We start from the raw sequence: 26,188 nt of genomic DNA, 5'->3' as shown, positions 1-26,188 counted from the left end.
AATGACTAGCACTGTCAAGGTTGACCTGCCTGCAGAGATCTTCGACGTACAGACCAACGTGCCGCTGCTGCACCAGGTCGTCGTTGCACAGCTCGCTGCTGCTCGCCAGGGTACCCACAAGACCAAGACCCGCGCTGAAGTTTCCGGTGCAGGCCGTAAGCCGTTCAAGCAGAAGGGCACCGGCCGCGCCCGTCAGGGTTCAATCCGTGCTCCTCACATGACCGGTGGTGGCGTTGTCCACGGCCCGACCCCGCGTGACTACAGCCAGCGGACCCCCAAGAAGATGATTGCTGCTGCACTGCGCGGCGCATTGTCTGACCGCGCCCGTAACGGCCGCATCCACGTTGTCGCTGAACTGGTAACCGGCACCAAGCCGTCCTCCAGCGCCGCACTGGCAACGCTGCGCGGCGTGTCCGAGCGCAAGAACCTGCTCGTTGTCATCGAGCGCGCCAACGATGTTGCTGCACTGTCCGTGCGCAACCTCGCAGATGTTCACGTTCTGTACGCAGACCAGCTGAACACCTACGACGTGCTCGTCTCTGACGACGTAGTCTTCACCAAGGCTGCCTACGAGGCATTCGTTGCCGCCAAGGCAAAGAACGAGGAGGATGCCAAGTGAGTGCAGCCACCATCAAGGACCCGCGCGACGTCGTGCTTGCACCCGTCGTATCGGAAAAGAGCTACGGCCTGATCGATGAGGGAAAGTACACCTTCCTGGTGGACCCCCGCTCGAACAAGACCGAGATCAAGCTGGCCGTGGAGAAGATTTTCTCCGTCAAGGTCGAATCGATCAACACCATCAACCGTGCCGGTAAGCGCAAGCGCACCAAATTCGGCTGGGGTACCCGCAAGAACACCAAGCGTGCAATTGTGAGCCTCAAAGAAGGCACAATCGACATCTTCGGCGGTCCGCTCTCGTAGCGGAGACCACTTTAACGAGGAAATAAATTATGGGAATCCGTAAATATAAGCCGACTACCCCGGGCCGTCGCGGCTCGAGCGTAGCGGACTTCACTGAAATCACGCGGTCGACGCCGGAAAAGTCGTTGGTACGTCCCCTCCCGAAAAAGGGTGGCCGTAACAACACCGGTAAGATCACGACCCGTCACAAGGGTGGTGGCCACAAGCGCCAGTACCGTCTGATCGACTTCCGTCGCCACGACAAAGACGGCGTCAACGCCCGCGTTGCCGAAATCGAGTACGATCCGAACCGCACGGCTCGCATCGCCCTCCTGCACTACGTTGATGGCACCAAGCGTTACATCATCGCCCCGAACAAGCTGTCCCAGGGTGACGTAGTTGAAGCAGGTGCCAGTGCTGACATCAAGCCCGGCAACAACCTGCCGCTGCTCAACATCCCGGTCGGTACCGTAATCCACGCAGTTGAACTGCGTCCGGGTGGCGGCGCCAAGATGGGCCGCTCCGCCGGCGCATCGATCCAGCTCGTTGCAAAGGAAGGCCGCTTCGCCCAGCTGCGTCTGCCTTCCGGCGAAATCCGCAACGTTGACGTGCGCTGCCGCGCAACGATCGGCGAGGTCGGCAACGCCGAGCAGTCGAACATCAACTGGGGCAAGGCCGGCCGCATGCGCTGGAAGGGCGTTCGCCCGACCGTCCGTGGTGTCGCGATGAACCCGGTTGACCACCCGCATGGTGGTGGCGAGGGTAAGACGTCCGGTGGACGTCACCCCGTCAACCCGAACGGTAAGCGCGAAGGCCGCACCCGCCGTCCCAACAAAGAGAGCGACAAGCTTATTGTTCGTCGCCGTCGTACTGGCAAGAACAAGCGATAGGAGCCTGGACACATGCCACGCAGCCTGAAAAAAGGTCCTTTCGTTGACCAGCACCTCTTTGTAAAGGTGGACAGGGAAAACGAAAAGGGCACCAAGAACGTCATCAAGACCTGGTCCCGCCGTTCGATGATCATCCCCGACATGCTCGGGCACACGATCGCCGTTCACGACGGACGCAAGCACATTCCGGTGTTTGTCACCGAGTCGATGGTCGGGCACAAGCTCGGCGAATTCGCTCCCACGCGGACATTCCGCGGCCATGTCAAGGACGACCGTAAGGGCAAGCGCCGCTAGGCGCCTGCACTTACGTCAAAGACGAGAGAAGGAAAGCAATGGAAGCCAAGGCAATTGCGCGTCACATCCGCGTAACGCCTATGAAGGCCCGGCGCGTCGTCAACCTTGTTCGTGGTAAGCAAGCGAACGAGGCTCTGGCAATTCTGAAGTTTGCCCCCCAGGCAGCTTCTGAGCCGGTATTCAAGGTAGTTCAGTCGGCAATCTCCAACGCCCGGGTCCTCGCGGACCGCGACGGCGTGGCGTTTGACGAAGGTGACCTCATCATCAGCGAAGCGTTTGTTGATGAAGGCCCGACCATGAAGCGGTTCCAGCCGCGTGCCCAGGGTCGTGCATTTCAGATCAAGAAGCGCACGAGCCACATCACCGTGGTAGTCGCTACCCCGGAGAAAGAGGAGGCTCGCTAAGTGGGACAGAAAGTTAACCCGCACGGGTTCCGACTCGGCATCACCACCGATCACGTATCGCACTGGTTTGCTGACAGCACCAAGGCCGGCCAGCGGTACAAGGACTTCGTTCGCGAAGACATCCGTATCCGCCAGCTCATGTCCACGGGCATGGAGCGCGCCGGTATCGCCAAGGTCGAAATCGAGCGCACCCGCGACCGTGTCCGTGTGGATATCCACACGGCACGTCCGGGCATCGTCATCGGCCGCCGCGGTGCTGAAGCAGACCGCATCCGCGGCGAGCTCGAAAAGCTCACCGGCAAGCAGGTTCAGCTGAACATCCTCGAGGTCAAGAACCCCGAGATGGAAGCACAGCTTGTTGCCCAGGGCGTTGCAGAGCAGCTGACTTCCCGCGTGGCCTTCCGCCGTGCAATGAAGAAGGCAATGCAGTCCGCACAGCGCGCCGGTGCCAAGGGCATCCGTATCGCTTGCTCCGGTCGACTGGGTGGCGCTGAAATGTCCCGCTCGGAGTTCTACCGCGAAGGCCGTGTGCCCCTGCACACCCTCCGCGCGAACATCGACTACGGCTTCTACGAAGCCAAGACCACCTTCGGCCGCATCGGCGTGAAGGTCTGGATCTACAAGGGTGACGTCACCTCCAAGGAACTGGCTCAGCAGGCAGCTGCTGCTCCGTCCCGCGGCCGTGGTGCCAGCGATCGTCCGGGCCGCCCGGGTGGCGCTGACCGTGGTGACCGCCGTCGTCGTACGGAGCGTCCGGCAGCCGAGGCAGCACCTGCTGCCGAAGCTCCGGCAGCTGAGGCAGCACCTGCTGCTGCAGAAGGAGGACAGGCTTAAATGCTTATCCCACGTCGAGTCAAGCACCGTAAGCAGCACCACCCGGGTCGTTCCGGCGCTGCTACGGGCGGCACCAAGGTCTCCTTCGGTGAGTGGGGTATCCAGGCTCTGAGCCCGGCATACGTCACCAACCGTCAGATCGAGTCTGCCCGTATCGCGATGACCCGCCACATCAAGCGTGGCGGCAAGGTCTGGATCAACATTTACCCGGACCGTCCGCTGACGAAGAAGCCTGCTGAAACCCGCATGGGTTCCGGTAAGGGTTCTCCGGAATGGTGGGTCTCAAACGTCAAGCCGGGCCGGGTTCTCTTCGAACTCTCCGGTGTCAGTGAAGAGGTAGCTCGCGAGGCCCTGCGCCTGGCAATCCACAAGCTGCCGTTGAAGGCACGCATTGTGCGTCGCGAAGGTGGTGAGTAGAAATGGCAGTAGGATCCAAGGAACTTGCATCCGCACAGCTGGACGGTTTCGACAACGAGCGTCTCGTTGAAGAACTCCGCAAGGCCAAGGAAGAGCTGTTCAACCTGCGTTTCCAGTCCGCCACCGGTCAGCTGGAGAACCACGGTCGTCTGCGCGCGGTAAAGAAGGACATCGCCCGCATCTACACCGTTCTCCGTGAGCGCGAGCTGGGCATTCGTGCCGAGGTTGCCGCACCGGTTGTGGAAGCCAAGGAAGAAAAGAAGTCCAAGAAGGCTGCAACCAAGAAGGCTGACAAGGCTGAAACGGTTGAGACCGAGGAGGACGCCAAGTGAGTGAAAAGGACGAGAACGTGACGGAAACTGTTTCCGACGCAGCCAAGGCTGACGAGCGCGGTTACCGTAAGACGAAGCGCGGCTACGTCGTCTCGGACAAGATGGAAAAGACCATCGTTGTCCAGGTCGAAGACCGCGTGAAGCACGCCCTCTACGGCAAGGTCATCCGCCGCAACGCCAAGATCAAGGCACACGACGAAGAGAACAGCGCCGGCATCGGCGACCTCGTGCTCCTCGCCGAGACCCGCCCGCTCTCCGCTACCAAGCGGTGGCGTCTGGTCGAGATCCTCGAGAAGGCCAAGTAACACCTGCAGAAATGCAAGAAACCCCCGTTCCCCCTTGTGGGAGCGGGGGTTTCGCCGTCTGCGGGCGGGTGCGGGTCCGTGCCAGCGTCACGCGGAGCATCCTTTTGGTGACCGTCCGACGGCGGCGGGCCAGATTTCCGGGGGAGTGGGGCCTCGGGCGGGCCAACAGTCTGCCGTGCGTGACGCCGTCGTCCGTTATTGCCGCGGTGCGCCAAAAGAGGGCCGGGTCTGCCTGCGCCGGCACCTCGGCTGTGATATGGGGATTCGCCCAAAACGTGCTAAGATTTTGAGTTTGTATGGCGCCGTTCGTGCGCCGTCATCAACCTCGTAAACAATCGTGCCACGGCATAGTGCCCCCTTGCGCCCCGATCCGTCGGAATCGCCTGGGAAGCAAATGTTTTTGGCACGGGAGTTTAGGCCTGGTCTGGCAAAATCCAGGCAGGTCAAGAGACACCCCGATCAACCGTTCCGCAAGGCTCATTCCGTAGGAAGATTTTCGGTCTGAGAACCAGCGCGACGCAAGGAGTAAATAGTGATTCAGCAGGAGTCGCGACTCAAGGTCGCCGACAACACGGGTGCTAAGGAAATCCTTACCATTCGCGTTCTCGGTGGATCTGGCCGTCGCTACGCAGGCATTGGCGACGTCATCGTCGCTACCGTCAAGGACGCAATTCCGGGCGGCAACGTAAAGAAGGGCGATGTCGTCAAGGCTGTCATCGTCCGTACCAAGAAGGAACGCCGCCGTGCGGATGGTTCCTACATCAAGTTTGACGAGAACGCAGCTGTGATCCTGAAGAACGACGGTGACCCCCGCGGTACCCGTATCTTCGGACCGGTTGGTCGTGAACTTCGTGACAAGAAGTTCATGAAGATCGTTTCTCTGGCTCCGGAGGTGCTCTAGTCCATGGCTAAGATCAAGAAGGGTGACCTCGTTCAGGTCATCACTGGCGCCAAGGCTGAGCGCGGCGGCGACAAGGGCAAGCAGGGCAAGGTTCTGCGCGTATTCCCCGAGACCAACCGCGTGTTGGTTGAAGGCATTAACCGCGTAACCAAGCACACCAAGGTCGGTCAGTCGCAGCGCGGCACCAAGACCGGTGGCATCGAGGTCGTTGAGGCTTCCATCCACATCTCCAACGTGGCCCTGGTTGACCCCTCCACCAAGAAGCCCACCCGCGTCGGTTTCCGTACCGAGACCGTTGAGCGCAACGGCAAGCAGCGTGAAGTGCGCGTACGCGTGGCCAAGAGCTCCGGGAAGGACATCTAATGACTGAGACTCTCGAGACTCCGGCAAGCAAGATCGTTCCTCGTCTGAAGACCAAGTACGCGGATTCCATCAAGAGCACGCTCATCGAGGAATTCAAGTACGAGAACGTCAACCAGGTTCCCCGTCTGGTCAAGGTCGTTGTGAACATGGGTGTTGGAGATGCCGCCAAGGACTCCAAGCTGATCGACGGCGCTGTCCGTGATCTCACCCTGATCACCGGTCAGAAGCCGCAGGTAACCAAGGCCCGTAAGTCGATCGCACAGTTCAAGCTGCGCGAAGGCATGCCCATCGGTGCACACGCAACTCTGCGTGGAGACCGCATGTGGGAATTCCTGGACCGTCTGGTAACGCTGGCACTGCCGCGTATCCGTGACTTCCGGGGCCTCAGCGGCAAGCAGTTTGATGGCAACGGCAACTACACCTTCGGTCTGACCGAGCAGGTTATGTTCCACGAGATCGACCAGGATTCCATCGACCGCGTTCGCGGTATGGACATCACCGTCGTGACCACTGCCAAGACCGACGACGAAGGCCGCGCGCTGCTCAAGGCGCTTGGTTTCCCGTTCAAGACCGAAGCTTAATCTAGCTACATAGAAGGTCCGGCCTTGCCGCGTCCCCACGGGGATGGCAGGGCGGAAACCGTTATGAGGAAGGGCAAGAGCCCAACATGACCATGACAGATCCCGTCGCAGACATGCTTACGCGTCTGCGCAACGCAAACTCGGCATACCACGACACCGTGACTATGCCGTACAGCAAGCTCAAGGCACGCGTTGCCGACATCCTGAAGGCTGAAGGTTACATCGCCTCCTGGAAAGAAGAAGACGCTGAGGTTGGCAAGAAGCTGACCCTCGAGCTCAAGTTCGGTCCGAACCGCGAGCGTTCAATCGCTGGCGTTCGTCGTATTTCCAAGCCGGGACTCCGCGTTTACGCGAAGTCCACCAACCTGCCGCACGTGCTCGGTGGCCTGGGTGTCGCAATCCTGTCCACCTCTTCCGGCCTCTTGACTGACAAGCAGGCCGGCAAGAAGGGCGTGGGCGGCGAAGTCCTCGCTTACGTCTGGTAACGGGAAAGGAAGAGAATAATGTCACGTATTGGACGTCTCCCCATCACCGTTCCTGCCGGCGTTGAGGTCAAGGTTGACGGCTCTGTCGTCAGCGTCAAGGGTTCCAAAGGCGAGCTGAGCCACACTGTGGCCAGCCCGATCGAGGTCACCCTGGAAGATGGCACCCTGACTGTCGCCCGCCCGAACGACGAGCGCGCTTCGCGTTCGCTGCACGGCCTGACCCGCACCCTGATCGCCAACATGATCCAGGGTGTCACCGCAGGCTACGAGAAGAAGCTTGAGATTGTCGGTACCGGTTACCGCGTCCAGGCCAAGGGTTCTGACCTGGAGTTCGCTCTGGGCTACAGCCACCCGGTCAACGTCTCGGCACCGAACGGCATCACCTTTGCAGTAGAGACCCCGACCAAGCTCTCTGTTTCAGGTATCTCCAAGCAGCAGGTCGGCGAGGTTGCTGCCAACATTCGCAAGCTGCGGAAGCCGGACCCCTATAAGGGCAAGGGCATCCGCTACGCCGGCGAAGTCATCCGCCGCAAGGTCGGAAAGGCTGGTAAGTAACCATGGCCATCTCAATTAACAAGAAGCGTACGAACAAGAGCAAGTCTGCCCAGCGCAGCCGCCGCCAGCTTCGTATCCGCAAGCGCATCTCCGGTACGGCTGTACGTCCGCGTCTGGTCGTCAACCGTTCCGCACGCCACGTATTCGTCCAGGTTGTCGATGACAGCAAGGGCCTGACCGTAGCGAGCGCGTCCACTCTGGAAGCCGACCTTCGTGCATTCGACGGTGACAAGACCGCCAAGGCCAAGCGCGTTGGCGAGCTCGTCGCCGAGCGTGCCAAGGCTGCCGGTATCGAAGCAGTTGTCTTCGACCGCGGCGGTAACAAGTACCACGGTCGGATCGCCGCCGTCGCTGACGGCGCACGTGAAGGTGGGCTGTCACTGTGACCGAAAATAACGAAAAGGACATTCAGGTGACTGAAGCTGTAGCTGCTCCGGCAACTGAGACCGCTGCGCCTGCTACCACCGACGACCGCCGTGGTGGCGCTCGTCGTGGCGAGCGTGGCGACCGCGGCCAGGGCCGTGGCGACCGTGGTGGCCGTGGTGGCCGCGATGGTGGCCGCGAAGCCGAAAAGAGCCAGTTCGTAGAGCGCGTTGTAACCATCAACCGCGTTTCCAAGGTCGTCAAGGGTGGTCGTCGCTTCAGCTTCACCGCACTCGTCGTCGTCGGTGACGGCAACGGTATGGTCGGCGTCGGCTACGGCAAGGCCAAGGAAGTTCCCGCCGCCATCGCGAAGGGCGTTGAAGAGGCCAAGAAGTCCTTCTTCCGCGTTCCCCGCATCGGCAGCACCATCCCGCACCGCGTTCAGGGTGAAGCCGCTGCAGGCGTCGTTATGCTGCGTCCGGCTTCCGCCGGTACCGGTGTTATCGCCGGTGGCCCGGTCCGTGCAGTACTGGAGTGCGTGGGCATCCACGACATCCTCTCCAAGTCGCTCGGTTCCTCCAACGCCATCAACATCGTTCACGCGACCGTTGATGCACTGAAGCGCCTCGAAGAGCCGGCAGCAGTGGCAGCACGCCGCGGCCTCCCGCTCGACGAGATCGCTCCGGCCGCAATGGTGAAGGCACTCATGAACCAGAAGGCAGGTGTCTGAGTCGTGGCTAAGAACCTGATTCCCTCCGACACTCAGTTGGAGATCACTCAGATCAAGTCCGCCATTGGCGGCAAGCAGAACCAGCGCGACACCCTTCGGTCCCTCGGCCTGAAGCGGATCGGACACACCGTTGTCCGCACCGCCGACGCCGTGACCGTCGGAATGCTCAACACGGTTCCGCACCTGGTAAAGGTAGAGGAGGCGAAGTAAATGGCAGAGAAGAACACCGCCGAAAAGGCACAGGGCGCCGCTGCTGAGAAGCAGAACGCACTGAAGGTTCACCACCTGCGTCCCGCCCCGGGTGCCAAGACCGCCAAGACCCGTGTTGGTCGTGGTGAAGGTTCCAAGGGTAAGACCGCTGGTCGCGGTACCAAGGGTACGAAGGCCCGCTACCAGATCAAGGCTGGCTTTGCCGGCGGCCAGCTGCCGCTGCACATGCGCCTGCCGAAGCTGCGCGGCTTCAAGAACCCGTTCCGGGTCGAGTTCCAGGTTGTAAACCTGGACAAGCTCAACGAGCTGTTCCCGGAAGGTGGCGCAGTCACCGTGGAGAACCTGGTCGAAAAGGGTGCGGTTCGCAAGAACCAGCCCGTCAAGGTGCTGGGCACCGGCGACATCACCGTCAAGGTTGACGTCACCGCCCACGCATTCTCGGCCAGCGCCGCAGAAAAGATTGCAGCAGCAGGCGGAAGCACCACCGCCCTCTAATAAGAGGCGGCGGAGCATACGCTCGTTGTAGGAACTCCCGGTACCCGGGGCTTCGGCCCTGCGTACCGGGAGTTTTTTCTCATTTGGACCCTCACCGATTGTTCGCACGGCGCATCAACCCGTTAGACTCGGTTGTTGGGTTTATTGACCTATCTCACACGACTTTATTTACTCATCAGGAGGACGCTTGCTTAGCGCATTTGGCCGGGCCTTTCGCACGCCTGATCTGCGACGCAAGTTGTTGTTCACGCTGGGAATCATCACAATCTTCCGCTTGGGTGCCTTCATCCCCTCGCCTGGTGTGAACTACCAGAATGTCCAGCAATGCTTGCAGAGCGGTCAGACCTCGGGCGGGATCTACCAGCTCGTCAATCTGTTTAGCGGCGGTGCGTTGCTACAGGTGTCCATCTTCGCCCTGGGCATCATGCCGTACATCACGGCGAGCATCATCGTCCAGCTGTTGCGCGTGGTCATTCCCCGCTTCCAGGAGCTGTACGAAGAGGGCGCCTCGGGGCAATCCAAGCTGACGCAGTACACGCGTTACCTGACCATCGCATTGGGCCTGCTGAACGCCACGACGCTGGTGTCGCTGGCTCGTTCCGGCCAGTTGCTGCCCAACTGCCAGTTGGACATCATCCCCGATGCGAGCGTCATCACCACGATCCTGATCATCATCACCTTGACGGCCGGCACCGGCCTGATCATGTGGATGGGCGAGCTCGTCACCGAGAAGGGTGTGGGCAACGGCATGTCGCTGCTCATCTTTACCTCGATCGCTGCCAGCTTCCCGACCTCCCTGGGCGCCATCTGGACCTCGCAGGGTCCCGGCACCTTCTTCATGGTCCTGGCCATCGGCCTGCTCACCGTGGCCCTTGTGGTCTTCGTGGAGCAGTCCCAGCGCCGCATTCCGGTGCAGTACGCCAAGCGCATGATCGGCCGGCGCACTGTGGGCGGCACCAGCACGTACATCCCCATCAAGGTGAACATGGCCGGCGTCGTGCCCGTCATCTTTGCCTCCTCGATGCTGTACCTGCCGGGCCTGATCTCACAGTTCAACCAGCCCAAGCAGGGCGAACAGATGGCACCGTGGGTTGAGTGGATCAACAACAACCTCACCCGTGGCGACCACCCCATCTACATGGCACTTTATTTCGCCATGATTGTTTTCTTCACCTACTTCTATGTCGCAATCACTTTCAATCCTGAAGAGGTTTCCGACAACATGAAGAAGTACGGCGGCTTCATCCCGGGTATCCGGGCCGGTAAGCCGACGGCGGACTATCTGCAGTACGTCCTTTCCAGGATCACCCTGCCCGGCGCCCTCTACCTGGGCTTCGTGGCATTGATCCCGCTGGTCGCCCTGGTCCTGATCAACGCCAACCAGAACTTCCCGTTCGGTGGAACCTCGATCCTGATCATGGTGGGCGTGGGCCTGGAAACGGTCAAGCAGATTGACGCGCAGCTACAACAACGTCACTACGAAGGGCTTTTGCGATGACGAGAATGCTGATTATTGGACCCCCGGGTTCAGGCAAGGGAACGCAGGCGGATCGGATCTCCGAGCGCCTCGGCGTCGTTGCGATCTCCACCGGCGATATCTTCCGCGCCAACGTTAAGGGTGAGACGCCGCTGGGCGTCGAGGCCAAGAAGTACATGGATGCCGGCGATTTCGTGCCGGACAGCGTCACCAACAAGATGGTGCGCGACCGCCTGAGCGAGGACGACGTCGAAAACGGCTTCCTCCTGGACGGTTACCCGCGCACCACCGCACAGGTGGACTACCTCGATGAGATCCTCGCCAACGGTGAGCAGAAGCTGGACGTCGTCCTGCAGCTGACCGCCGATGACGAGGAACTGGTTACGCGCCTCCTGGGCCGTGCCAAGGAGACCGGGCGCAGCGACGACAATGAAGCCGTCATCCGCCACCGTCTGGACCTCTACCACGAGCAGACTGAAGCCGTTGTGGCCAAGTATGCCGAGCGCGGCATCCTGACCCAGGTTGACGGCATCGGCGGCATCGACGAGGTCACCGACCGCGTCATGCAGGCCATCAAGGCAGCACAGGCAGCCTGATCCAGGATTTGCCGGATTCCTGCGTCTGACTGCAGACCCGGCTCGCCTCCAGTGCCTTGAAGGGCGCGTCCCGTACCATCGAGTACGGGACGCGCCCTTCCTTGTTTGGAAGGGTGATGGGGGCGGCGCTGCGGGACATTGACGCCGTCAAGCACCCGGGACCGGAGCCGGATGTCACCGGACGCATTGTCTGTGGGGAGATACTGCATGAACCAGACCCTTCCGGGGGCGGCGAGGATCGCCGGCCTCGAAGTCTATGTGCCGCCAGGACGGCTTGGCACCGCGCAGCTGGAGCAGCAGCTCGCTGCCGCCAGTCCAGGTTTCCGCGTCCCGAAGGGCCTGATCGGCAGGCTCACCGGGATCCGCAGCCGGTCCGTCATGGCGGCGAACGAGCAGGCCTCCGACCTTGCGGCAGTAGCCGCCGCGAAACTGCTGGCGGACCGCGGACTCCAGCCCGCCGACGTCGACCTCCTCCTTTTTGCCTCCGCCAGCCAGGACATGGTGGAACCGGCCACCGGGCACATGGTGGCCGCAAAGCTTGGCATGGGCTGCCCGGTGATGGACATCAAGAACGCCTGCAACAGCCTCCTCAACGGCCTGGAAGTAGCCGACGCGCTGATCGGCTCGGGACGCTACCAGCGCGTTCTCCTGGTCAGCGGGGAGTCGCCCTCCAGGGCGGTGCGGTGGTCCGTCCCGGACCAGGAGACGTTCGCCGCGGCCTTCCCTGGCTACACCATGAGCGACGCCGGGTGTGCGCTGCTGCTGGAACCGGCAGACCCCGACGACGACGCCGGGGCCCGGGTGCTGGGCATGGGGTTCACCGCGAAGAGCAGCCACTGGGCTGTGGGAACCCTCGCCACCGGCGGCTCCGTTGCCCCGCGGGACCTCGAGGCGACGTATTTCAACATGGACGGCGAAAAGCTCAAGGACGCCTTCCTTGACCTCGGGCGGGGAATCCTCGACGAGACCCTGGAGCGGGTGGGCCTGGCATGGGCCGACTTCGCAGTGGTGTGCGTCCACCAGGTGAGTGCGCCGTACCGGGACATCTTCGCCCGCGGCGCCGGGGTGCCGCAGGACAAGCTCGTCAGGACCGTGGAGGAGTACGGCAACATGGCCTCGGTCAGCCTGCCCCTGCAGCTGAAGGTGGCACAGGACCTTGGCCGCTGCGGACCCGGCGACCTGGTGGCACTGGTGGGTCTGGCCGGCGGCGTGAGCCTGGGCATCGCCGTGGTGCGGCTGTGACGGCCCCGGGCGGCGAACCGACTGCCCCGGGCGGCCAACCGCCGGTGCGGGCGCTGTGTGTCGCGATGCCGGCGCTCAACGAAGAGAAGCTGATCGGCCAGTCACTGCAGGCGCTTGCCGGCCAGCGGCACAAAGACTTCACGCTCGTGGTAGTGGACAACGGGTCCACTGATGCCACCAGGTCAATCGTCGCCGACTTTGCCAGGCTTCACCCGGCCATGGATATCCGTCTGCTCCGCGAGCCGCAGAAGGGCACCGGAGCCGCCGCGGACACAGGCATGCGCTTCGGCGCCCTGAACGGCGCCCGGTGGCTGGCGCGCACCGACTCGGACTGCCTCCCGGCTGCTGACTGGACACTGCGCATCATGGAAGCGTTCGACGACGGCCTGGAGATGATTGCCGGCCAGCTGAACCCGCGGCTGGATGAAGGCCTGGCCCGGAACAGCCGCTGGTTGATGCTCCTGGCCGTCGAGGTCGCGTCGTTCTTCGGCCGCATCCGCCCGGGAAACAAGGGGGAGGGCTACCTTGGCCCCTACCAGATGCTGCCCGGGTGCAACATGGCCATCACCGCAGAGCTGTATCTGCGCTCGGGCGGGTTCCCGCGCACCAGCATCGAGGAGCTGCACGAGGACCGTGCGCTTTCCAACCGGGTCCGCAAGCTCACGCGCTCCTATGCCCTCCGGCGCAACGTGGTGGTGTTCGGCTCCTCCCGCAGGGTTCAGGCCTGGGGCCTGCCCAACACCCTCGCCTGGTACGCGGACCACCGGTTCCGCCCGGACCACGTGGACATCCGGTGAGTGGCGTTTCGGAACGCGCGGTGACGGGGCAAGCGTCCGCCCGGGAGTCCGGCACCGGCCGCCTGGCCATGTGGGAGCGGCGGCTCCACGTCGGCGCCCATCCTGTGGCCTACCCGCTGATCCGCGGGCTGGGGAAGCTCCGGCCCGTTGTCCGGCTGCCCGGCCTGGGCGTACTCGTCAGCGAGGCCTCCCTGGTCAGGGAAGTGCTGATGGATGCCAGCTACTCGAAGTCCGGGGCCACGGCTTCCGGCGCTCTCTGGACCCCGGTGGTGGGTCCCCGTGCCCTGCTGAACATGCACGGGGAAGAGCACCTTGAGCTGCGCCGCCGCCTCAACGGCCTCTTCACGCCGCGGGCTGTCGAAGCCATCGTTGCCCCGGCGGGCGAGCGGCTGCGCGGGCGGCTGGCCGCAGGGCTGGAGCATGGCGGCTCGGTGGAGTTCGTCGGGCTGGTCAAGGAACTGTCCGGGGGAGTGATCAGCAGGCTGCTGGGCGTCCCGGACGATGCGCCCGGCCGCCTGCCGGACAGCGACCTCTTCACCCTGGGCACCTCCATCACCTCGCTGGTGCGGCTGGGGCGGCCTGGGCTGGCGCCGGCTCAGGTCGCACAGGCGAAGGCCGCCGTCGAAATTCTGGCCGGACCCGTACGGAACGCCTACCGCAGCGACGATCCCTCCACTTTTCCGGGCCGCCTCCGGGTCCTGGGGCTCGGGGAGGACGAAGCAGTGGGGATTGTCAGTGCCTTTGTGATCGCCGGGACCGAAACCCTGGTGTCCTACGTTCCGCGGCTCGCCGCCATGCTGTTCGACGACGGCAGGCTGCCCGCGCTGTCAGCTGACCGCAGCGGGCTCCCCGACGCCGTCACCGAGGGCCTGCGGTACACGGCGCCGTCGCCGATGATGCTCCGTGAGGCCACAGCGGCCGGGCGGCTGGGCGGTGTCCGGATCAACCCGGGGGACCGGATCCTGCTGTCGACGGTGCACGCCGTCAAGCGCCTGGGCGGTTTCGACCCGGGAACGCCCGTCCCGCCGGCGGCCCGCCAGCTGTGGTTCGGGGCGGGGGCCCACTTCTGCATCGGGATGCCGCTGGCTATGGCCGAAATCAACTGCGCCTTGACCGTGCTGCTGGACGAGTACGCGCGCTGCCCGTGGCGCATCCGCTCACGGACCGTGAGCCGGAACGTACTTATTCCGCACTACAAGTCCTTGGAGCTGACCCGTGCCAACTGACCTGCCGGACGACCTCATCGCCGCTGTGTATGACGCTGCTGCGATGTACCCGGACCACCCGGCCATCACGGCACCCGGCAAACGCGGCGGAAAGCCGGGGAAGACCATTAGCTACCGGGACCTTGCCGCCGGGATTGAATCCACCGCGGCGGGCCTGCGGCGCGAGGGATTCGGTCCGGGGGAGCGCCTGCTGTTTTCCGTACGGCCGGGGCCGGCGGCGTTCACGCTCGCCCTGGCCGCAGTCCGGGCCGGCGGGGCCGTCGTATTCATCGACCCGGGGGTTGGCCCCGAACTCTTCCGGAGCAGGACGGCGCTCGCATCGCCGCGCTGGGCGGCCTCCGAGTCGCTGCTTTATGCGCTCAGCGCGCCCGGGCCGCAGCGGCGCCTTGCCCGGCGGCGCGGCCTGCTGCTTCCGGACTACGCCACAATGGAGGTCCGGCACTTCCACTCCGGCCCGTGGCTTCCGGGGGTCCCGTTCACGTCGACCAACATCCGTGCCCTGTCCCGAAACGCTTCCCGTGGAAGCAAGTACGACGGCGGCGCTCACGACGGCGGCATGCCGGACGGTCCCCCGCCGGTCGAAGCCGCACCGGGGCAGGAAGCGGTCATCATCTTCACGTCGGGCACCACCGGGAAGCCGAAGGGCGTGGTGCACAGCCGCGGAACCCTGGCGGCCGGTTTCGGCCAGTTGAGCACACGCTGCACGTTCGCCGCCGGCGACCGCATCCACTCCGAACAGCTGATGATGGGCTTGCCGGCCCTGATCGCCGGCGCCCACTGGACCATGCCGGCGTACGGGTTGTCCGCCACCATCGATCCGGTGCGGTTCGCGGCAGAACTGGGACCGGCGCCGGGCCGGAAGGCGGCCACCCATGTGTTCCTGGTGCCGTCACAGCTGGCGCCGATCCTGGACGCCGTGGAATCAGGACAGCTGGCGTGGCCGGGCACCCTGAAAACAGTGATGCTGGGTGCCGCGCCCGTGCTGGCCCCGTTCCTGGCGCGGGCTGCCCGGCTCCTGCCGGGAGTGCGTTTCCACTGCATCTACGGGATGACCGAAGTCCTGCCCATCGCGATCGCCGACGGACGCGAGAAACTGGACTTCGCGTCCGGACGCACCGCGGAATTCCGGACCGCGGACGGTGCCGGCGAGGGCGACTACCTCGGCGGTCCGCTGCCGGGCGTGCGCTTCCGGGTGGCTGAGGACCATGAACTGATCGTCTCCGGGCCCAACATGTGCCTGGGTTACCTTGGCGAGGACACCATGGACGAGCACGCCACCGGCGACCTCGTGCGCGTGGACCGCGGCCCGGCCGGCTCTACCGGGACGCCGAGGCTCGTCCTACTGGGGCGCAAGAAGGACATGATCATCCGCGGCAAGACCAACATCTACCCGGGCCTGTACGAGCCGGTCATTGCCGGCATCGACGGCGTGGCCCAGGCAGCGATGGTCGGCGTCCCGGACGGCATCGGCGACGAAACGGTGTGGCTCGCCGTCGAACCGCGGCAGGGACAGGACCCGGCGGCGTTGCTCCGGACCCTGCACCGCGAGCTGCCCCTGCTCATTGACGAATCGGCTCTGCCCGACCGGATCGAGGCCATGCCCAGGCTTCCGGCGTCGGGGCGGCACCGCAAACCGGACCGCGTGGCGCTGCGGGCGCTGTTCTCGGACCGCCTGACTCATGGGAGCCCGCCGTACGGGAGCCCGCAGCGAGACCGGCCCTCGGAGGAGACGCCATGAGGATCGCCGTGACCGGGGCCAGCGGATTTGTCGGCGGCGCTGTTGCCGAAGCTGCCGAGGATCGCGGTTGGGAGGTGGTCCGGTACGGCCGGCGCCGGCTCCCGGGCGTAACGGTGTGGGACCTCAGCGCAGGGCCGCTGACAAGCCCGCCGGAAGTGGACGCCGTCGTGCATTCCGGAGCGCATGTGGCGGACTGGGGGCCTCCGCAGCTTTTCCACCGCGTCAATGTCCACGGGACCGAAGCTGTTGCGGCTACCTTTCCCCGTGCGCGGCTGGTCCACATTTCCAGTTCCAGCGTCTATCCATGGTGGCAGCCGTGCGTCGACCGGCCGGAGGAGCCGGTCGCCGGCCGGTACCTGAACGCCTACGCCAGTTCAAAGGCCCTTGCCGAGGCAGCGGCGGCACGGCACGGCAATGCGCTGATCCTCCGGCCGCACGGTGTCTACGGCCGGGGTGACCGGACCCTCCTGCCCCGCCTCATGGGCAACGTGAACAATAACAGGCTGCTCAGCGTCGGCGGCCCGGATGTCCTGCACCAGCTGACATCCATCGGCAACCTGGCCCGGGCAGCGCTCGCCGCCTGCACCGCGGACGCCACCGGTCCCGTCAACGTGGCGGACCAGCGGCCTGTGGCCCTCGGAGGAGTCCTGCGGGAAGTGCTGGACGCTACTGGCCGGTCCGACGTCGAACTCGGCTTTATCCCGATGCGCGCGGCGATGACATTGGCGGCGTCGCTCGAGGCGATGGCGGGCGTGACACGCAGGCCGCCGCGGCTGACGCGCTACGCAGTCAGCCAGCTCGGCTTCGAACGCACTTACTGCACGCGCCGCCTGCGGGACGAGCTGGGAGTTGACCCTGTCCCGAGCAGCTTCGCAAGTGCGGGAGAATGGATCAGAGACCTGGGATGAAACCATCCCGCCAGCGAGACGAAGCACTGAGGTATAAATGGCATTCGGACAGCCCCGGATTGAATACAAGACCAACGCCCAAATGCGCATCATGCATGAGGCCGGCCTGGTCCTGAGCCGTGCGCTGGACGCCGCCGTGGCCGCCGCAGTCCCCGGTACCACCACGGCCCAGCTGGACGCAGTATTCCGCGCAGTCCTCGACGAGGCGGGCGCCAAGTCCAACTTCCTCGGCTACCACGGGTTCCCGGCCACCATTTGCACCTCCGTCAATGAGGAAGTGGTCCACGGCATCCCGGGCAGCCGCATGCTGAACGACGGCGACATCATCTCGATCGATGGCGGCGCCATTGTGGACGGCTGGCACTCCGACTCCGCCCGCACCGTGATTGTCGGGACCCCCGATCCCGAAGACGTCCGGTTGTCCGAGGTCACTGAGGAGGCCATGTGGCGGGGGATTGCCGCGCTGGCCACCGGAAAGTTCGTGGGCGACATCGGGAACGCGGTGGACGACTACGTTTCCTCCGTGCAGGGCAAGCCGCTGGGCATCCTGGAAGACTACGTGGGCCACGGCATCGGCTCCGAAATGCACATGGCGCCGGACGTGCTCAACTACCGCACCAGCCACCGCGGTCCCAAGATCCGTCCCGGGCTGTGCCTGGCCATTGAGCCCATGCTGGTCCGCGGCAGCATTGAGACCGCCGTACTCGAGGATGACTGGACCGTAGTCACCACCGACGGCAAGCGCTCCTGCCAGTGGGAGCACTCCGTTGCCGTGCATGAAAAGGGCATCTGGGTTCTTTCCGCGCCCGACGGCGGTGCGGAGCGGCTTGCGCCGCTGGGCGTGGTCCCGGTCCCGATTCCGTAAGTCCCCGGCACACGGCGTCGCGCCCCGCTCCGGCGTCGCGCCCGCAGCTCCGTCCCGCCCGGCCGCGAGGCGACGCGCAAATACGCCCTCGACGCGCAAAATCCCTGGCGCACCCGAAATAACGGGTGCGCCAGGGATTTTGCGTAGCGCGGGGCTTTTTTCGCGTCGAGTCCGCGAGTCAGGTAAGGATGCGTCAGCTCTTCAGCTTGGGCTTGACGTCCTTCGTGTAGATGCCTTCCAGCGTGGACTTCAGCGCGGTCATGGTGGCCTTAACATCGCCCTGCTGGGTGAGGATCTTCGCCGCGGCCTTGGCCATCTCCTGGTCCGCACCGGGCAGGAACACCCGGGCGTTGTCCTGGACCTTGGTGGCCGCGAGCTGGTCCATGGCCGTCTTGATCTGCGGGGTCTTGGCCAGCACCGAGGTCATGTCGGCGGAGACGCGGGTGGGCATGTAGCCGGTGGCCGCTGAGAATTCCGCGGTGTTTTCCGGCTCGGTCATGAACTTCAGGAACGTGCCGGCCGCCAGCTGCACTTCCTTGCTGACACCACTGGGGATGCCCAAGCCGGCGCCGCCGGTGGGGCACACCCCGCTTTCCACCTTGGGCCCGCCCGGCAGGAAGCCCACGCCCACATTGAACTTGGCCGACTTCAGCACACCCAGCAGTGAGCCGGTGGACGAGATGGTGGAGGACGTGATCCCGGCGGCGAAGTCGTCAGCCGCCTCCTTCGAGGAAACACCCGCCCAGCCGTCCTTGTAGATGGAGTCCTGGGCCCACTGCAGCGCCTCCACGGATTCCGCCGAGTCGCAGTTGATGGTCCACTCGTTGGACCAGCTGCCGCCCCAGCCCCAGAGGTTGTTCTGCAGGGTCCAGCCCGCATAGCCCGCCAGTGCCGGGTAGATGTAGGCGTACTGCGCGCCCGAACTGGCCTTCAGCTTTGGTGCCCACTCGGCGAACTCCTGCCAGGTCTTCGGTGCGCGGTCAGGCAGCCCCGCAGCCTTGAAGTGGTCCTTGTTGTAGTAGAACAGCGGAGTGGAGCGGCCGTAGGGGAGAGCCCACTGCTTGTCGTCGTACTGGTAGTCCGCCACGAGGGACTTCTGGAAATCGTCCACCTTGATGTCCAACTGCTTGACCAGGCCGTCCAGCGGGATGATGTTGCCGTTGGTGAAGTAGCGGAACCACCAGACATCCGAAAGCACCACAACGCCCGGCAGTGCTTCCTTGGCTGCCTGTGAGGTCTGGAACTTCTGCGCGATTTCCTCATAGTTGGCACCTGCCGTCACCAGGTTCACCTTGATCTCCGGGAACTTGGCATGGAACTTCGCGATGATGGACTTCTCCACGTCCTGGGACTTGCCCGGGTGGCTGGTCCAGAAGTCGATCGAGGCGGCGGGCTTCACGCCGCTGAAGTCGATCTCGGCGGCTTCGCTCGCCGGAGTTGTTCCGCCGGTGGACGGGCCGCCGCAGGCTGCCAGCGCAGCGGCGCCGGCTCCTGCGCCGGCAAGCCCCAGGAAATGCCTGCGGTCAAGATTCATACCCATTATGGATCCTCTCAAAGGTGATTGCTCATGCTGACTCGGTGTACGGGTTGGATGACAGGTAGTGCGGGAAAGCGGGCCCTAGCCGGTGACGCTGCCCTGGGTAAGGCCGGCCACGATGTAGCGCTGGAGTGCCGCGAACACCACCAGGATGGGGACGATCACCAGCACGGCTCCCGCCATGAGGATGCCCCAGCCGGAGCCGTTGCCCTCGGAGTTCTGCAGCAGGGTGAGGCCCACAGGGAGCGTCATGGTTTCCGGGCGGTCCGTGATGATGAGCGGCCAGATGTAGTCGTTCCATTCGCTGACGACGGTGACCAGGGCAACCGTGGCGATCGAGGGGACGGACACCGGTACCACGATCCGCCAGAGCCGCCGCCAGTGGCCGGCGCCGTCGATCTCCGCGGATTCCAGGATGGAGGCCGGCAGGGTCATGAAATGCTGCCGCAGCAGGAAGGTGCCGAAGGCGGTTCCCAGGCCGGGCAGGATGATGCCCCAGAGGGTGTTCTTGCCGCCCATGCCGGCGATGAGGATGTAGTTCGGCAGGATGGACACCTGCGGCGGAACCATCAGCGCCACGAGGATCAGCACGAAGATGGCGTTCTTGAACGGGAATCGGACGAACACCAGGGCATAGGCGGTCAGGATGGCCAGCAGCACCTTGATGGTTGCACCCACCAGCGTGACGATGGTGCTGTTCAGGAAGAACTGCGCGAACGGCACCGTGGTCATGGCGATGTTGTAGTTCTCCAGGTTCACGCTCTCCGGGAGGATCTTCAGGTCCATGGTGATGATCTCACCGGGCTGCTTGAACGAACTCAGGATCATCCAGAGCAGCGGCAGGAACACCACCAGGGTGGCCAGGATCAGCGGAACGTAGCCGCCGGCAATCGTTTGGACAATGTTGGCGCGGGACAAGGGGCGGTGCGTGCTCATGAGTAGTGCACCTTCCGTTCGACGAACCGCAACTGCAGCACGGTGATGATCAGCAGGATGGCGAAGAGCACCACTGAGATGGAGGCCGAATACCCGGCCCGGTTGAAGGCTCCGAACGCCTGGAGGTAGGCCTCGTAGATCAGCGTGCTGGTGCCGTTGCCCAGGGGCGTCATGATCCTGATCAGGTCGAACGCCTGCAGCGAGCTGAGCATGGTGGTGATAAGCAGGAAGAACGTGGTGGGGGAGAGCAGCGGGACGGACATGCTCAGGAAGCGACGGAACCCGTTGGCGCCGTCCAGGGAAGCAGCCTCCATAACGTCCTGCGGCAGCGACTGAAGCCCGGCGAGGTAGACCACCGCGCAGTAGCCCAGGTTCTTCCAGACGTACACGATGATCACCATCACCAGGGACAGCTGCGGATCGTTGATCCATTGCGGGCTTTGCTGGCCCAGCCCGCGGAGCACCCAGGCGAGGACGCCGTAGCCGGGATCGAAGATGAACAGCCAGACCAGGCCCACGCCCACGCCGCTGAGCACATAGGGTGCAAAAACCGCGGACCGGGCAAAAGTGGTGCCGCGGACCTTGGAGTTCAACGCGAGGGCGATCAGCAGGCCGAGCACCATCGAGCCGCCCACGGTGACAAGGGTGAAGACAGCGGTGGTCCCCAGCACCTTGGCGGCATCGGCACTGGTGAAGAACGTGACGTAGTTGTCCAGCCCCACCACGGTGGCCGACGCCGATCCCAGCGTCCAGTCCAGCGTGGAGTAGTAGATGTTGTTGATGAGCGGGAGGTACGTGAAGACCCCGATCAGCACAAGGTTGGGCAGTGCGAGGGCCAGGAAGACGAAGAAGTCCCGGCGGGTCCTGCTGGACCATTTCGGTCGGCGCCGCGGGGCCGGAACGGCTTCCACGACGGCGGGTGGCCTGTCAGTCAGTTGTCTTGTCATTCGGTCTCTAACGGATCCGGGCCCGCTCGAGGCAGGCCGGTGGACGTGGGGATTTAGCTTCACTTCACCACATGGTTGGTGGGCAGAATCCCGCACTAGCCCTCGTCAGAGGATTGTTAGTCAAGGCTTCCTTGCCCGTTAACGCCGTGTTGCTGGCAGTATTGCATAACGTTTGTTTTGGAGGCCGGAGTTGCTCCCGCGGGTCGCCGAACTTTTGGGAGCGGACACTCGATTCCGCGCAGGCGCACAATGGAGCCATGGGATCAATTACCGATGTCACCGGAATCCGGGTCGGCCACACGCAGAAAATTGGGTCGTCGGGGTCGTCCGACGGCGGGACGTCCGACGGCGGGACGTCCGACGGCGGCTGGCTCACCGGGGTGACCGTGGTGCTGCCGCCGCCCGGAACCGTCGGTTCCGTTGACGTCCGCGGCGGAGGCCCGGGCACCCATGAGACGGATTCCCTGGACCCCACCACACTCTCGCAGCGCGTGGACGCCGTGGTGCTCACCGGCGGCAGCGCCTACGGGCTGGTGTCCGCCCACGGCGCCAAGCGCTGGTGCGAGGAAGACGGCCGCGGGCTGCCCGTGCCGGGCGGGCTCGTGCCGATCGTCCCGGCTGCCGCCATCTTCGACCTGGGCCGCGGCGGTGACTTCACCGCCCGCCCCGATGAGGAGATGGGTTACACGGCCGCTGCCGCCGCTGCCGCCCAAAAGGACGGTCACGACGTCGAACGCGGCAACGTGGGAGCCGGCACCGGAGCCGTCCTCGGCCGGGGGCAATACAAAGGGGGAGTCGGCACAGCGTCCGTCACCCTCGACAACGGGGTAGTGATAGGCGCCATAGCGGTGGTCAACGCCGTGGGACTGCCTTTTGGCACATCGCCGGAGCGGGCGGAACCCGGCAGCGTGCGTCTAAGCGACGAAGGAGCGAGCACGCCGAGGGTTTCGGCCGTTGCGGCGGAAGCCGGGCACGGCACAGATGCCGAAGCGCCGCCGCTCAACACCACGCTCGTCGTCGTCGCCACGAATGCTGTGCTGTCCAAGGCCGAGTGCAAGCGGACCGCCTCTGCGTGCCATGCCGGACTGGCCCGGGCGCTGAATCCTTCCCATACCCTCGCCGATGGCGACACCGTGTTCGCGCTGGCGACCGGCGCCGTCGAACTTGACCGCAGCACCGATGCCGCCCGGACGTTCAGCCTCATCACGCTGCAGAGCGCGGCTGCCGACGTCGTGACCGAGGCCATCCTGGACGGGGTCTCCCGGGCTGAAAGCGTCACAACCCCGGCAGGGGAATATGCTGCGTACGGCCCGGTAGTGCGCTACCATGGTCCGATTTAACATTCCTGCCAAGATGGCGTAATGTTGTCTGTTGGTTGTCTGCCCTGTTTGCGCCCTTTTGCGGTCGGAAGGCAGAAGCCAATCAATCAAAAACGTTCGCAGTCATGTCCGGTGCCAACCGGAAGGCTGTGACAACAACAGTTAGCGGAGGGTATGGCCAAGAAGGACGGGGTCATTGAGATCGAGGGCGTTGTGACTGAGGCGCTGCCTAACGCGATGTTTCGCGTTGAGCTCACCAACAAGCACATCGTTCTGGCGCACATCTCTGGAAAAATGCGCCAGCACTACATCAGGATTCTCCCTGAGGACCGGGTAGTGGTGGAGCTGAGCCCGTACGACCTGACACGTGGTCGTATCGTCTACCGCTACAAGTAAACACTGGGCGGCCAGAGCATTAGCCGAAGGCCGGGCCAGTAGACCAACTGCAACACGCAAAGGAACGCCATGAAGGTCAAGCCGAGCGTCAAGCAGATCTGCGAAAAGTGCAAAGTGATCCGCCGTAATGGCCGGGTCATGGTGATCTGCGAGAACCCGCGCCACAAGCAGCGCCAGGGCTAATTTCCTTCACAGGAAATCCTGGGTTGCTAACCCACGCAAGTAAATAAAGGCAGCACAAGCTGAACTGGGACATAAGCTCGAAAGAGCCCGGACAGCTAACCCCCGGTCGGAGGCTGGGGCCGCACTGAAAGTGCGGGTGTACTGCCTACGACCTCCGGTTTATACAAGGAGTACCGCCACTATGGCTCGTCTCGCTGGCGTAGACATTCCCCGCGAAAAGCGGCTGGAAATTGCGCTTACTTACATCTACGGCGTGGGCAAGACCCGTGCACACGAAACCCTGGCTGCTACCGGCATCAGCGCTGACGTTCGGGTCAAGGACCTGACCGACGCGCAGCTGGTTGAGCTGCGTGACTACATTGAAGGCAACTACAAGGTTGAGGGTGACCTTCGCCGCGAAGTGGCCGCTGATATCCGCCGCAAGGTTGAAATCGGCAGCTACGAAGGCCTGCGTCACCGCAAGGGCCTGCCCGTACGCGGACAGCGTACGAAGACCAACGCTCGTACCCGCAAGGGCCCGAAGCGTACCGTCGCCGGCAAGAAGAAGGCGCGTTAAATCCCCCGGGATTGACTCGTTTTCCCCCATAACTTTCTGTAGGAGAAATAATGCCCCCGAAGACTCGTGGCGCGGTTCGCAAGCCGCGTAAGAAGGACAAGAAGAATATCGCGCTGGGCCAGGCGCACATCAAGAGCACCTTTAACAACACCATCGTTTCCATCACGGACCCGAACGGTGCTGTCATCTCCTGGGCTTCCGCCGGTGAGGTTGGCTTCAAGGGCTCACGTAAGTCCACCCCGTTCGCTGCCCAGATGGCTGCCGAAGCTGCTGCAAAGCGCGCCCAGGAGCACGGCCTGAAGAAGGTTGACGTGTTCGTCAAGGGACCGGGTTCGGGCCGCGAAACCGCAATCCGCTCGCTGCAGGCCGCCGGCCTGGAGGTTGGCTCCATTCAGGACGTCACCCCCGCCGCGCACAACGGCTGCCGCCCGCCGAAGCGCCGCCGCGTCTAAGACGTATTCAGCAGTTGGAGCTTGCCCGGACCTTCACGGGTCCGGGCAGGCCCAGCCGCGTTAAGTCTTCAGACCGAATTTCCACCACCTGTGTTGCGTCATATAGCGGATGCTCGCCGAAAGGAAACCTAAGTGCTCATTGCACAGCGCCCCACCCTCTCTGAAGAGGTCGTCTCCGAAAACCGCTCCCGTTTCATCATTGAACCGCTGGAGCCGGGCTTTGGATACACTCTCGGAAACTCCCTCCGCCGTACCCTGCTCTCCTCCATCCCGGGCGCTGCTGTAACCAGCATCCGGATCGATGGCGTGCTGCACGAGTTCACCACGGTTCCGGGTGTCAAGGAAGATGTCACCGAGATCATCCTGAACATCAAGAACCTGTCGGTTTCCTCCGAGCACGACGAGCCGGTTGTTGCTTACCTGCGCAAGCAGGGCCCGGGAGTCGTCACCGCCGCGGACATCGCTCCGCCGGCCGGCGTCGAATTCCACAACCCGGATCTGCACATTGCCACGCTGAACTCGAAGGGCAAGTTCGAACTCGAACTGACCATCGAGCGCGGCCGCGGCTACGTTTCGGCAGCTCAGAACAAGTCCGGCGACTCCGAGATCGGCCGCATCCCGGTCGACTCGATCTACTCGCCGGTGCTGAAGGTTACTTTCCGCGTGGAAGCCACCCGTGTTGAGCAGCGCACTGACTTCGACAAGCTGATTGTCGACGTCGAGACCAAGCAGGCCATCGCCCCGCGCGATGCCGTTGCTTCCGCAGGCACCACCCTGGTGGAACTGTTCGGTCTGGCCCGCGAGCTGAACACCGCAGCTGAAGGTATCGAGATTGGCCCGTCGCCGACTGACGCTGCCCTGGCAGCCGACATGGCCCTGCCGATCGAGGATCTGGACCTCACCGTCCGTTCCTACAACTGCCTCAAGCGTGAGGGCATCCACACCGTGGGTGAACTCGTTGCCCGCTCCGAGGCCGACCTGATGGACATCCGTAACTTCGGTGCGAAGTCCATCGACGAGGTCAAGGCCAAGCTGGTTGAACTGGGCCTGTCCCTCAAGGACTCGCCTCCCGGTTTCGACCTGGCAGCACGCGCCGCAGCCATCGAAGAGGACGACGCCGCGTTCAGCGACGACGAGCTCTAACAAGCAGATCTTGGCCGGCTGGCTGGATGCACCACGTTGTGCGCAGCCCACCGGCTTCCATATGAGGAGAAACAATTATGCCTACCCCCACTAAGGGTCCGCGCCTCGGAGGCGGCCCGGCTCACGAGCGTCTTATGCTCGCGAACCTGGCAGCAGCACTGTTCGAGCACAAGCGGATCACCACCACGGTGACCAAGGCCAAGCGCCTGAAGCCGTACGCAGAGCGCCTGGTGACTTTCGCCAAGCGCGGCGACCTCGCTTCCCGCCGTCGTGTACTCGGCCTGATCAGCAACAAGGGCGTCGTCCACGAGCTGTTCACCGACATTGCACAGGCAGTGGAGAACCGCGATGGCGGCTACACCCGCATCACCAAGATCGGCAACCGCAAGGGCGACAACGCTCCCATGGCTGTCATCGAACTGGTCCTCGAGCCGGTTTCCGCAAAGCAGGCTGTAGTGGCTGAAGCTACTGCTGCTGCCAAGCGCGATGCAGACAAGGCTGCTCCGGCCGCCGAAGCTGTTGAGACCGAAGAAGCCGCTCCGGCTGCCGAGGTTGCTGAGACCGAAGCTGCCGAAGCCAAGTACGCCGGCTCGCACCCCGCCACCGCTGACAACGAAGCTCCCGAGGGCTTCCCCGTCAAGGGCAACGAGGACTCCATGAAGTTCCACGTTCCCGGCTCACGCTGGTACGACGCCACCACGGCTGAAGTCTGGTTCGACTCTGCAGAGTCCGCCGCAGCAGCAGGCTTCGCGCCTGCCGGTGGCGACGCTGCGCAGGCTGTCGAAGCTGAGTAATCAGGCTCTGACGCCGC

General features: G+C 63.9%; 36 protein-coding genes. 33 read left to right on the top strand and 3 right to left on the bottom strand.

Features of this window, described 5'->3' with window-relative positions; genetic code table 11:
• The first annotated feature begins 1 nt into the window (after position 1).
• From rplD to map, 26 genes are all read left to right on the top strand, one after another.
• Positions 2-619: a 50S ribosomal protein L4 gene (gene rplD / locus BS38_RS0103710; RefSeq protein WP_028269581.1), complete on the top strand. Its 618-nt coding sequence runs from the start codon at positions 2-4 to the stop codon at positions 617-619.
• On the top strand, positions 616-921 hold the full coding sequence (gene rplW / locus BS38_RS0103705; RefSeq protein WP_018773664.1) for a 50S ribosomal protein L23: 306 nt from the start codon (positions 616-618) through the stop codon (positions 919-921). The genes rplD and rplW overlap by 4 nt, the downstream gene beginning before the upstream one ends.
• A 29-nt stretch (positions 922-950) precedes the next feature.
• Positions 951-1,790 (top strand): 50S ribosomal protein L2, encoded by an 840-nt coding sequence (rplB, locus tag BS38_RS0103700; RefSeq protein ID WP_028269580.1) that lies wholly within the window; start codon positions 951-953, stop codon positions 1,788-1,790.
• 12 nt (positions 1,791-1,802) lie between these two features.
• The gene (gene rpsS / locus BS38_RS0103695) at positions 1,803-2,084 is read left to right on the top strand and encodes a 30S ribosomal protein S19 (protein ID WP_011692805.1); all 282 of its coding nucleotides are present in this window, start codon (positions 1,803-1,805) and stop codon (positions 2,082-2,084) included.
• A 38-nt stretch (positions 2,085-2,122) separates the two neighbouring features.
• Positions 2,123-2,488 (top strand): 50S ribosomal protein L22, encoded by a 366-nt coding sequence (gene rplV / locus BS38_RS0103690; protein WP_003803798.1) that lies wholly within the window; start codon positions 2,123-2,125, stop codon positions 2,486-2,488.
• Positions 2,489-3,322 carry a 30S ribosomal protein S3 gene (gene rpsC / locus BS38_RS0103685; RefSeq protein WP_028269579.1) on the top strand — a complete coding sequence of 278 codons (834 nt, stop codon included), beginning with the start codon at positions 2,489-2,491 and terminating at the stop codon, positions 3,320-3,322. It begins immediately after the preceding gene.
• Positions 3,323-3,739 carry a 50S ribosomal protein L16 gene (rplP, locus tag BS38_RS0103680; protein ID WP_011692803.1) on the top strand — a complete coding sequence of 139 codons (417 nt, stop codon included), beginning with the start codon at positions 3,323-3,325 and terminating at the stop codon, positions 3,737-3,739.
• A 2-nt stretch (positions 3,740-3,741) separates the two neighbouring features.
• On the top strand, positions 3,742-4,071 hold the full coding sequence (rpmC, locus tag BS38_RS27800; RefSeq protein ID WP_011692802.1) for a 50S ribosomal protein L29: 330 nt from the start codon (positions 3,742-3,744) through the stop codon (positions 4,069-4,071).
• The gene (gene rpsQ, locus BS38_RS0103670; protein ID WP_051628707.1) at positions 4,068-4,376 is read left to right on the top strand and encodes a 30S ribosomal protein S17; all 309 of its coding nucleotides are present in this window, start codon (positions 4,068-4,070) and stop codon (positions 4,374-4,376) included. The genes rpmC and rpsQ overlap by 4 nt, the downstream gene beginning before the upstream one ends.
• A 532-nt stretch (positions 4,377-4,908) precedes the next feature.
• Positions 4,909-5,277, top strand: a complete 369-nt coding sequence (gene rplN, locus BS38_RS0103665) for a 50S ribosomal protein L14 (protein WP_003803789.1) — start codon at positions 4,909-4,911, stop codon at positions 5,275-5,277.
• 3 nt (positions 5,278-5,280) lie between these two features.
• Entirely contained in the window at positions 5,281-5,640 is a 360-nt protein-coding gene (rplX, locus tag BS38_RS0103660) for a 50S ribosomal protein L24 (RefSeq protein ID WP_028269577.1), read from the top strand.
• Entirely contained in the window at positions 5,640-6,221 is a 582-nt protein-coding gene (gene rplE, locus BS38_RS0103655; RefSeq protein WP_011692799.1) for a 50S ribosomal protein L5, read from the top strand. The genes rplX and rplE overlap by 1 nt, the downstream gene beginning before the upstream one ends.
• An 86-nt stretch (positions 6,222-6,307) precedes the next feature.
• Complete coding sequence (gene rpsH, locus BS38_RS0103650; RefSeq protein WP_011692798.1) at positions 6,308-6,706, top strand: 30S ribosomal protein S8; 399 nt, start codon at positions 6,308-6,310, stop codon at positions 6,704-6,706.
• Between the two features lie 18 nt (positions 6,707-6,724).
• Positions 6,725-7,261 carry a 50S ribosomal protein L6 gene (gene rplF / locus BS38_RS0103645; RefSeq protein WP_028269576.1) on the top strand — a complete coding sequence of 179 codons (537 nt, stop codon included), beginning with the start codon at positions 6,725-6,727 and terminating at the stop codon, positions 7,259-7,261.
• A gap of 2 nt (positions 7,262-7,263) precedes the next feature.
• Positions 7,264-7,647 carry a 50S ribosomal protein L18 gene (gene rplR / locus BS38_RS0103640; protein ID WP_028269575.1) on the top strand — a complete coding sequence of 128 codons (384 nt, stop codon included), beginning with the start codon at positions 7,264-7,266 and terminating at the stop codon, positions 7,645-7,647.
• Positions 7,648-7,673: 26 nt separating this feature from the next.
• A complete protein-coding gene (rpsE, locus tag BS38_RS0103635) occupies positions 7,674-8,354 on the top strand; it encodes a 30S ribosomal protein S5 (RefSeq protein ID WP_197024890.1) in 681 nt (226 codons plus the stop codon).
• A 3-nt stretch (positions 8,355-8,357) separates the two neighbouring features.
• On the top strand, positions 8,358-8,564 hold the full coding sequence (gene rpmD, locus BS38_RS0103630; protein ID WP_028269574.1) for a 50S ribosomal protein L30: 207 nt from the start codon (positions 8,358-8,360) through the stop codon (positions 8,562-8,564).
• Positions 8,565-9,059 (top strand): 50S ribosomal protein L15, encoded by a 495-nt coding sequence (gene rplO, locus BS38_RS0103625; protein WP_051628706.1) that lies wholly within the window; start codon positions 8,565-8,567, stop codon positions 9,057-9,059.
• Positions 9,060-9,246: 187 nt separating this feature from the next.
• Positions 9,247-10,557, top strand: a complete 1,311-nt coding sequence (secY, locus tag BS38_RS0103620; RefSeq protein WP_028269572.1) for a preprotein translocase subunit SecY — start codon at positions 9,247-9,249, stop codon at positions 10,555-10,557.
• 5 nt (positions 10,558-10,562) lie between these two features.
• Positions 10,563-11,132: an adenylate kinase gene (locus tag BS38_RS0103615; RefSeq protein WP_197024889.1), complete on the top strand. Its 570-nt coding sequence runs from the start codon at positions 10,563-10,565 to the stop codon at positions 11,130-11,132.
• A 207-nt stretch (positions 11,133-11,339) separates the two neighbouring features.
• On the top strand, positions 11,340-12,374 hold the full coding sequence (locus tag BS38_RS0103610; protein ID WP_028269570.1) for a 3-oxoacyl-ACP synthase III family protein: 1,035 nt from the start codon (positions 11,340-11,342) through the stop codon (positions 12,372-12,374).
• Positions 12,371-13,171 (top strand): glycosyltransferase, encoded by an 801-nt coding sequence (locus tag BS38_RS0103605; protein WP_231511035.1) that lies wholly within the window; start codon positions 12,371-12,373, stop codon positions 13,169-13,171. The genes BS38_RS0103610 and BS38_RS0103605 overlap by 4 nt, the downstream gene beginning before the upstream one ends.
• On the top strand, positions 13,168-14,397 hold the full coding sequence (locus BS38_RS0103600; RefSeq protein ID WP_231511033.1) for a cytochrome P450: 1,230 nt from the start codon (positions 13,168-13,170) through the stop codon (positions 14,395-14,397). Before BS38_RS0103605 ends, BS38_RS0103600 begins: the two co-directional genes overlap by 4 nt.
• Entirely contained in the window at positions 14,387-16,135 is a 1,749-nt protein-coding gene (locus tag BS38_RS24280; RefSeq protein ID WP_051628705.1) for a class I adenylate-forming enzyme family protein, read from the top strand. Before BS38_RS0103600 ends, BS38_RS24280 begins: the two co-directional genes overlap by 11 nt.
• Positions 16,132-17,043: an NAD-dependent epimerase/dehydratase family protein gene (locus BS38_RS0103590; RefSeq protein ID WP_028269567.1), complete on the top strand. Its 912-nt coding sequence runs from the start codon at positions 16,132-16,134 to the stop codon at positions 17,041-17,043. The genes BS38_RS24280 and BS38_RS0103590 overlap by 4 nt, the downstream gene beginning before the upstream one ends.
• Before the next feature lie 37 nt (positions 17,044-17,080).
• Positions 17,081-17,908 carry a type I methionyl aminopeptidase gene (gene map / locus BS38_RS0103585; RefSeq protein ID WP_028269566.1) on the top strand — a complete coding sequence of 276 codons (828 nt, stop codon included), beginning with the start codon at positions 17,081-17,083 and terminating at the stop codon, positions 17,906-17,908.
• Positions 17,909-18,101: 193 nt separating this feature from the next.
• Here the strand turns inward: map and BS38_RS0103580 are convergent, their stop codons facing one another.
• The 3 genes from BS38_RS0103580 to BS38_RS0103570 form a co-directional block, all read right to left on the bottom strand.
• Positions 18,102-19,448, bottom strand: coding sequence for an ABC transporter substrate-binding protein (locus BS38_RS0103580; RefSeq protein WP_028269565.1), 1,347 nt, complete (start codon positions 19,446-19,448; stop codon positions 18,102-18,104).
• 78 nt (positions 19,449-19,526) lie between these two features.
• A complete protein-coding gene (locus BS38_RS0103575) occupies positions 19,527-20,381 on the bottom strand; it encodes a carbohydrate ABC transporter permease (RefSeq protein WP_028269564.1) in 855 nt (284 codons plus the stop codon).
• Positions 20,378-21,328, bottom strand: a complete 951-nt coding sequence (locus tag BS38_RS0103570; RefSeq protein WP_028269563.1) for a carbohydrate ABC transporter permease — start codon at positions 21,326-21,328, stop codon at positions 20,378-20,380. The genes BS38_RS0103575 and BS38_RS0103570 overlap by 4 nt, the downstream gene beginning before the upstream one ends.
• 257 nt (positions 21,329-21,585) lie before the next feature.
• Between BS38_RS0103570 and BS38_RS0103565 the strand changes: the two genes are divergently transcribed.
• The 7 genes from BS38_RS0103565 (at position 21,586) to rplQ (ending at position 26,171) form a co-directional block, all read left to right on the top strand.
• A complete protein-coding gene (locus BS38_RS0103565) occupies positions 21,586-22,668 on the top strand; it encodes a P1 family peptidase (RefSeq protein ID WP_028269562.1) in 1,083 nt (360 codons plus the stop codon).
• Positions 22,669-22,821: 153 nt separating this feature from the next.
• The gene (infA, locus tag BS38_RS0103560; protein WP_009358723.1) at positions 22,822-23,043 is read left to right on the top strand and encodes a translation initiation factor IF-1; all 222 of its coding nucleotides are present in this window, start codon (positions 22,822-22,824) and stop codon (positions 23,041-23,043) included.
• Positions 23,044-23,112: 69 nt separating this feature from the next.
• Positions 23,113-23,226, top strand: a complete 114-nt coding sequence (rpmJ, locus tag BS38_RS0103555) for a 50S ribosomal protein L36 (RefSeq protein WP_009358722.1) — start codon at positions 23,113-23,115, stop codon at positions 23,224-23,226.
• A gap of 181 nt (positions 23,227-23,407) precedes the next feature.
• Positions 23,408-23,782 carry a 30S ribosomal protein S13 gene (rpsM, locus tag BS38_RS0103550; RefSeq protein ID WP_003803743.1) on the top strand — a complete coding sequence of 125 codons (375 nt, stop codon included), beginning with the start codon at positions 23,408-23,410 and terminating at the stop codon, positions 23,780-23,782.
• Positions 23,783-23,832: 50 nt separating this feature from the next.
• Entirely contained in the window at positions 23,833-24,234 is a 402-nt protein-coding gene (gene rpsK / locus BS38_RS0103545; RefSeq protein WP_011692779.1) for a 30S ribosomal protein S11, read from the top strand.
• A gap of 132 nt (positions 24,235-24,366) precedes the next feature.
• Positions 24,367-25,377: a DNA-directed RNA polymerase subunit alpha gene (locus BS38_RS0103540; protein WP_011692778.1), complete on the top strand. Its 1,011-nt coding sequence runs from the start codon at positions 24,367-24,369 to the stop codon at positions 25,375-25,377.
• A 77-nt stretch (positions 25,378-25,454) separates the two neighbouring features.
• On the top strand, positions 25,455-26,171 hold the full coding sequence (gene rplQ, locus BS38_RS0103535) for a 50S ribosomal protein L17, sunset domain variant (protein WP_028269561.1): 717 nt from the start codon (positions 25,455-25,457) through the stop codon (positions 26,169-26,171).
• Positions 26,172-26,188 lie beyond the last annotated feature (17 nt).

Source organism: Arthrobacter sp. UNC362MFTsu5.1, from assembly GCF_000685965.1.
Lineage (GTDB): Bacteria > Actinomycetota > Actinomycetes > Actinomycetales > Micrococcaceae > Arthrobacter.
The sequence above is the reverse complement of the archived record's forward strand: the minus strand, read 5'-3'. Positions and strand labels throughout refer to the sequence as shown.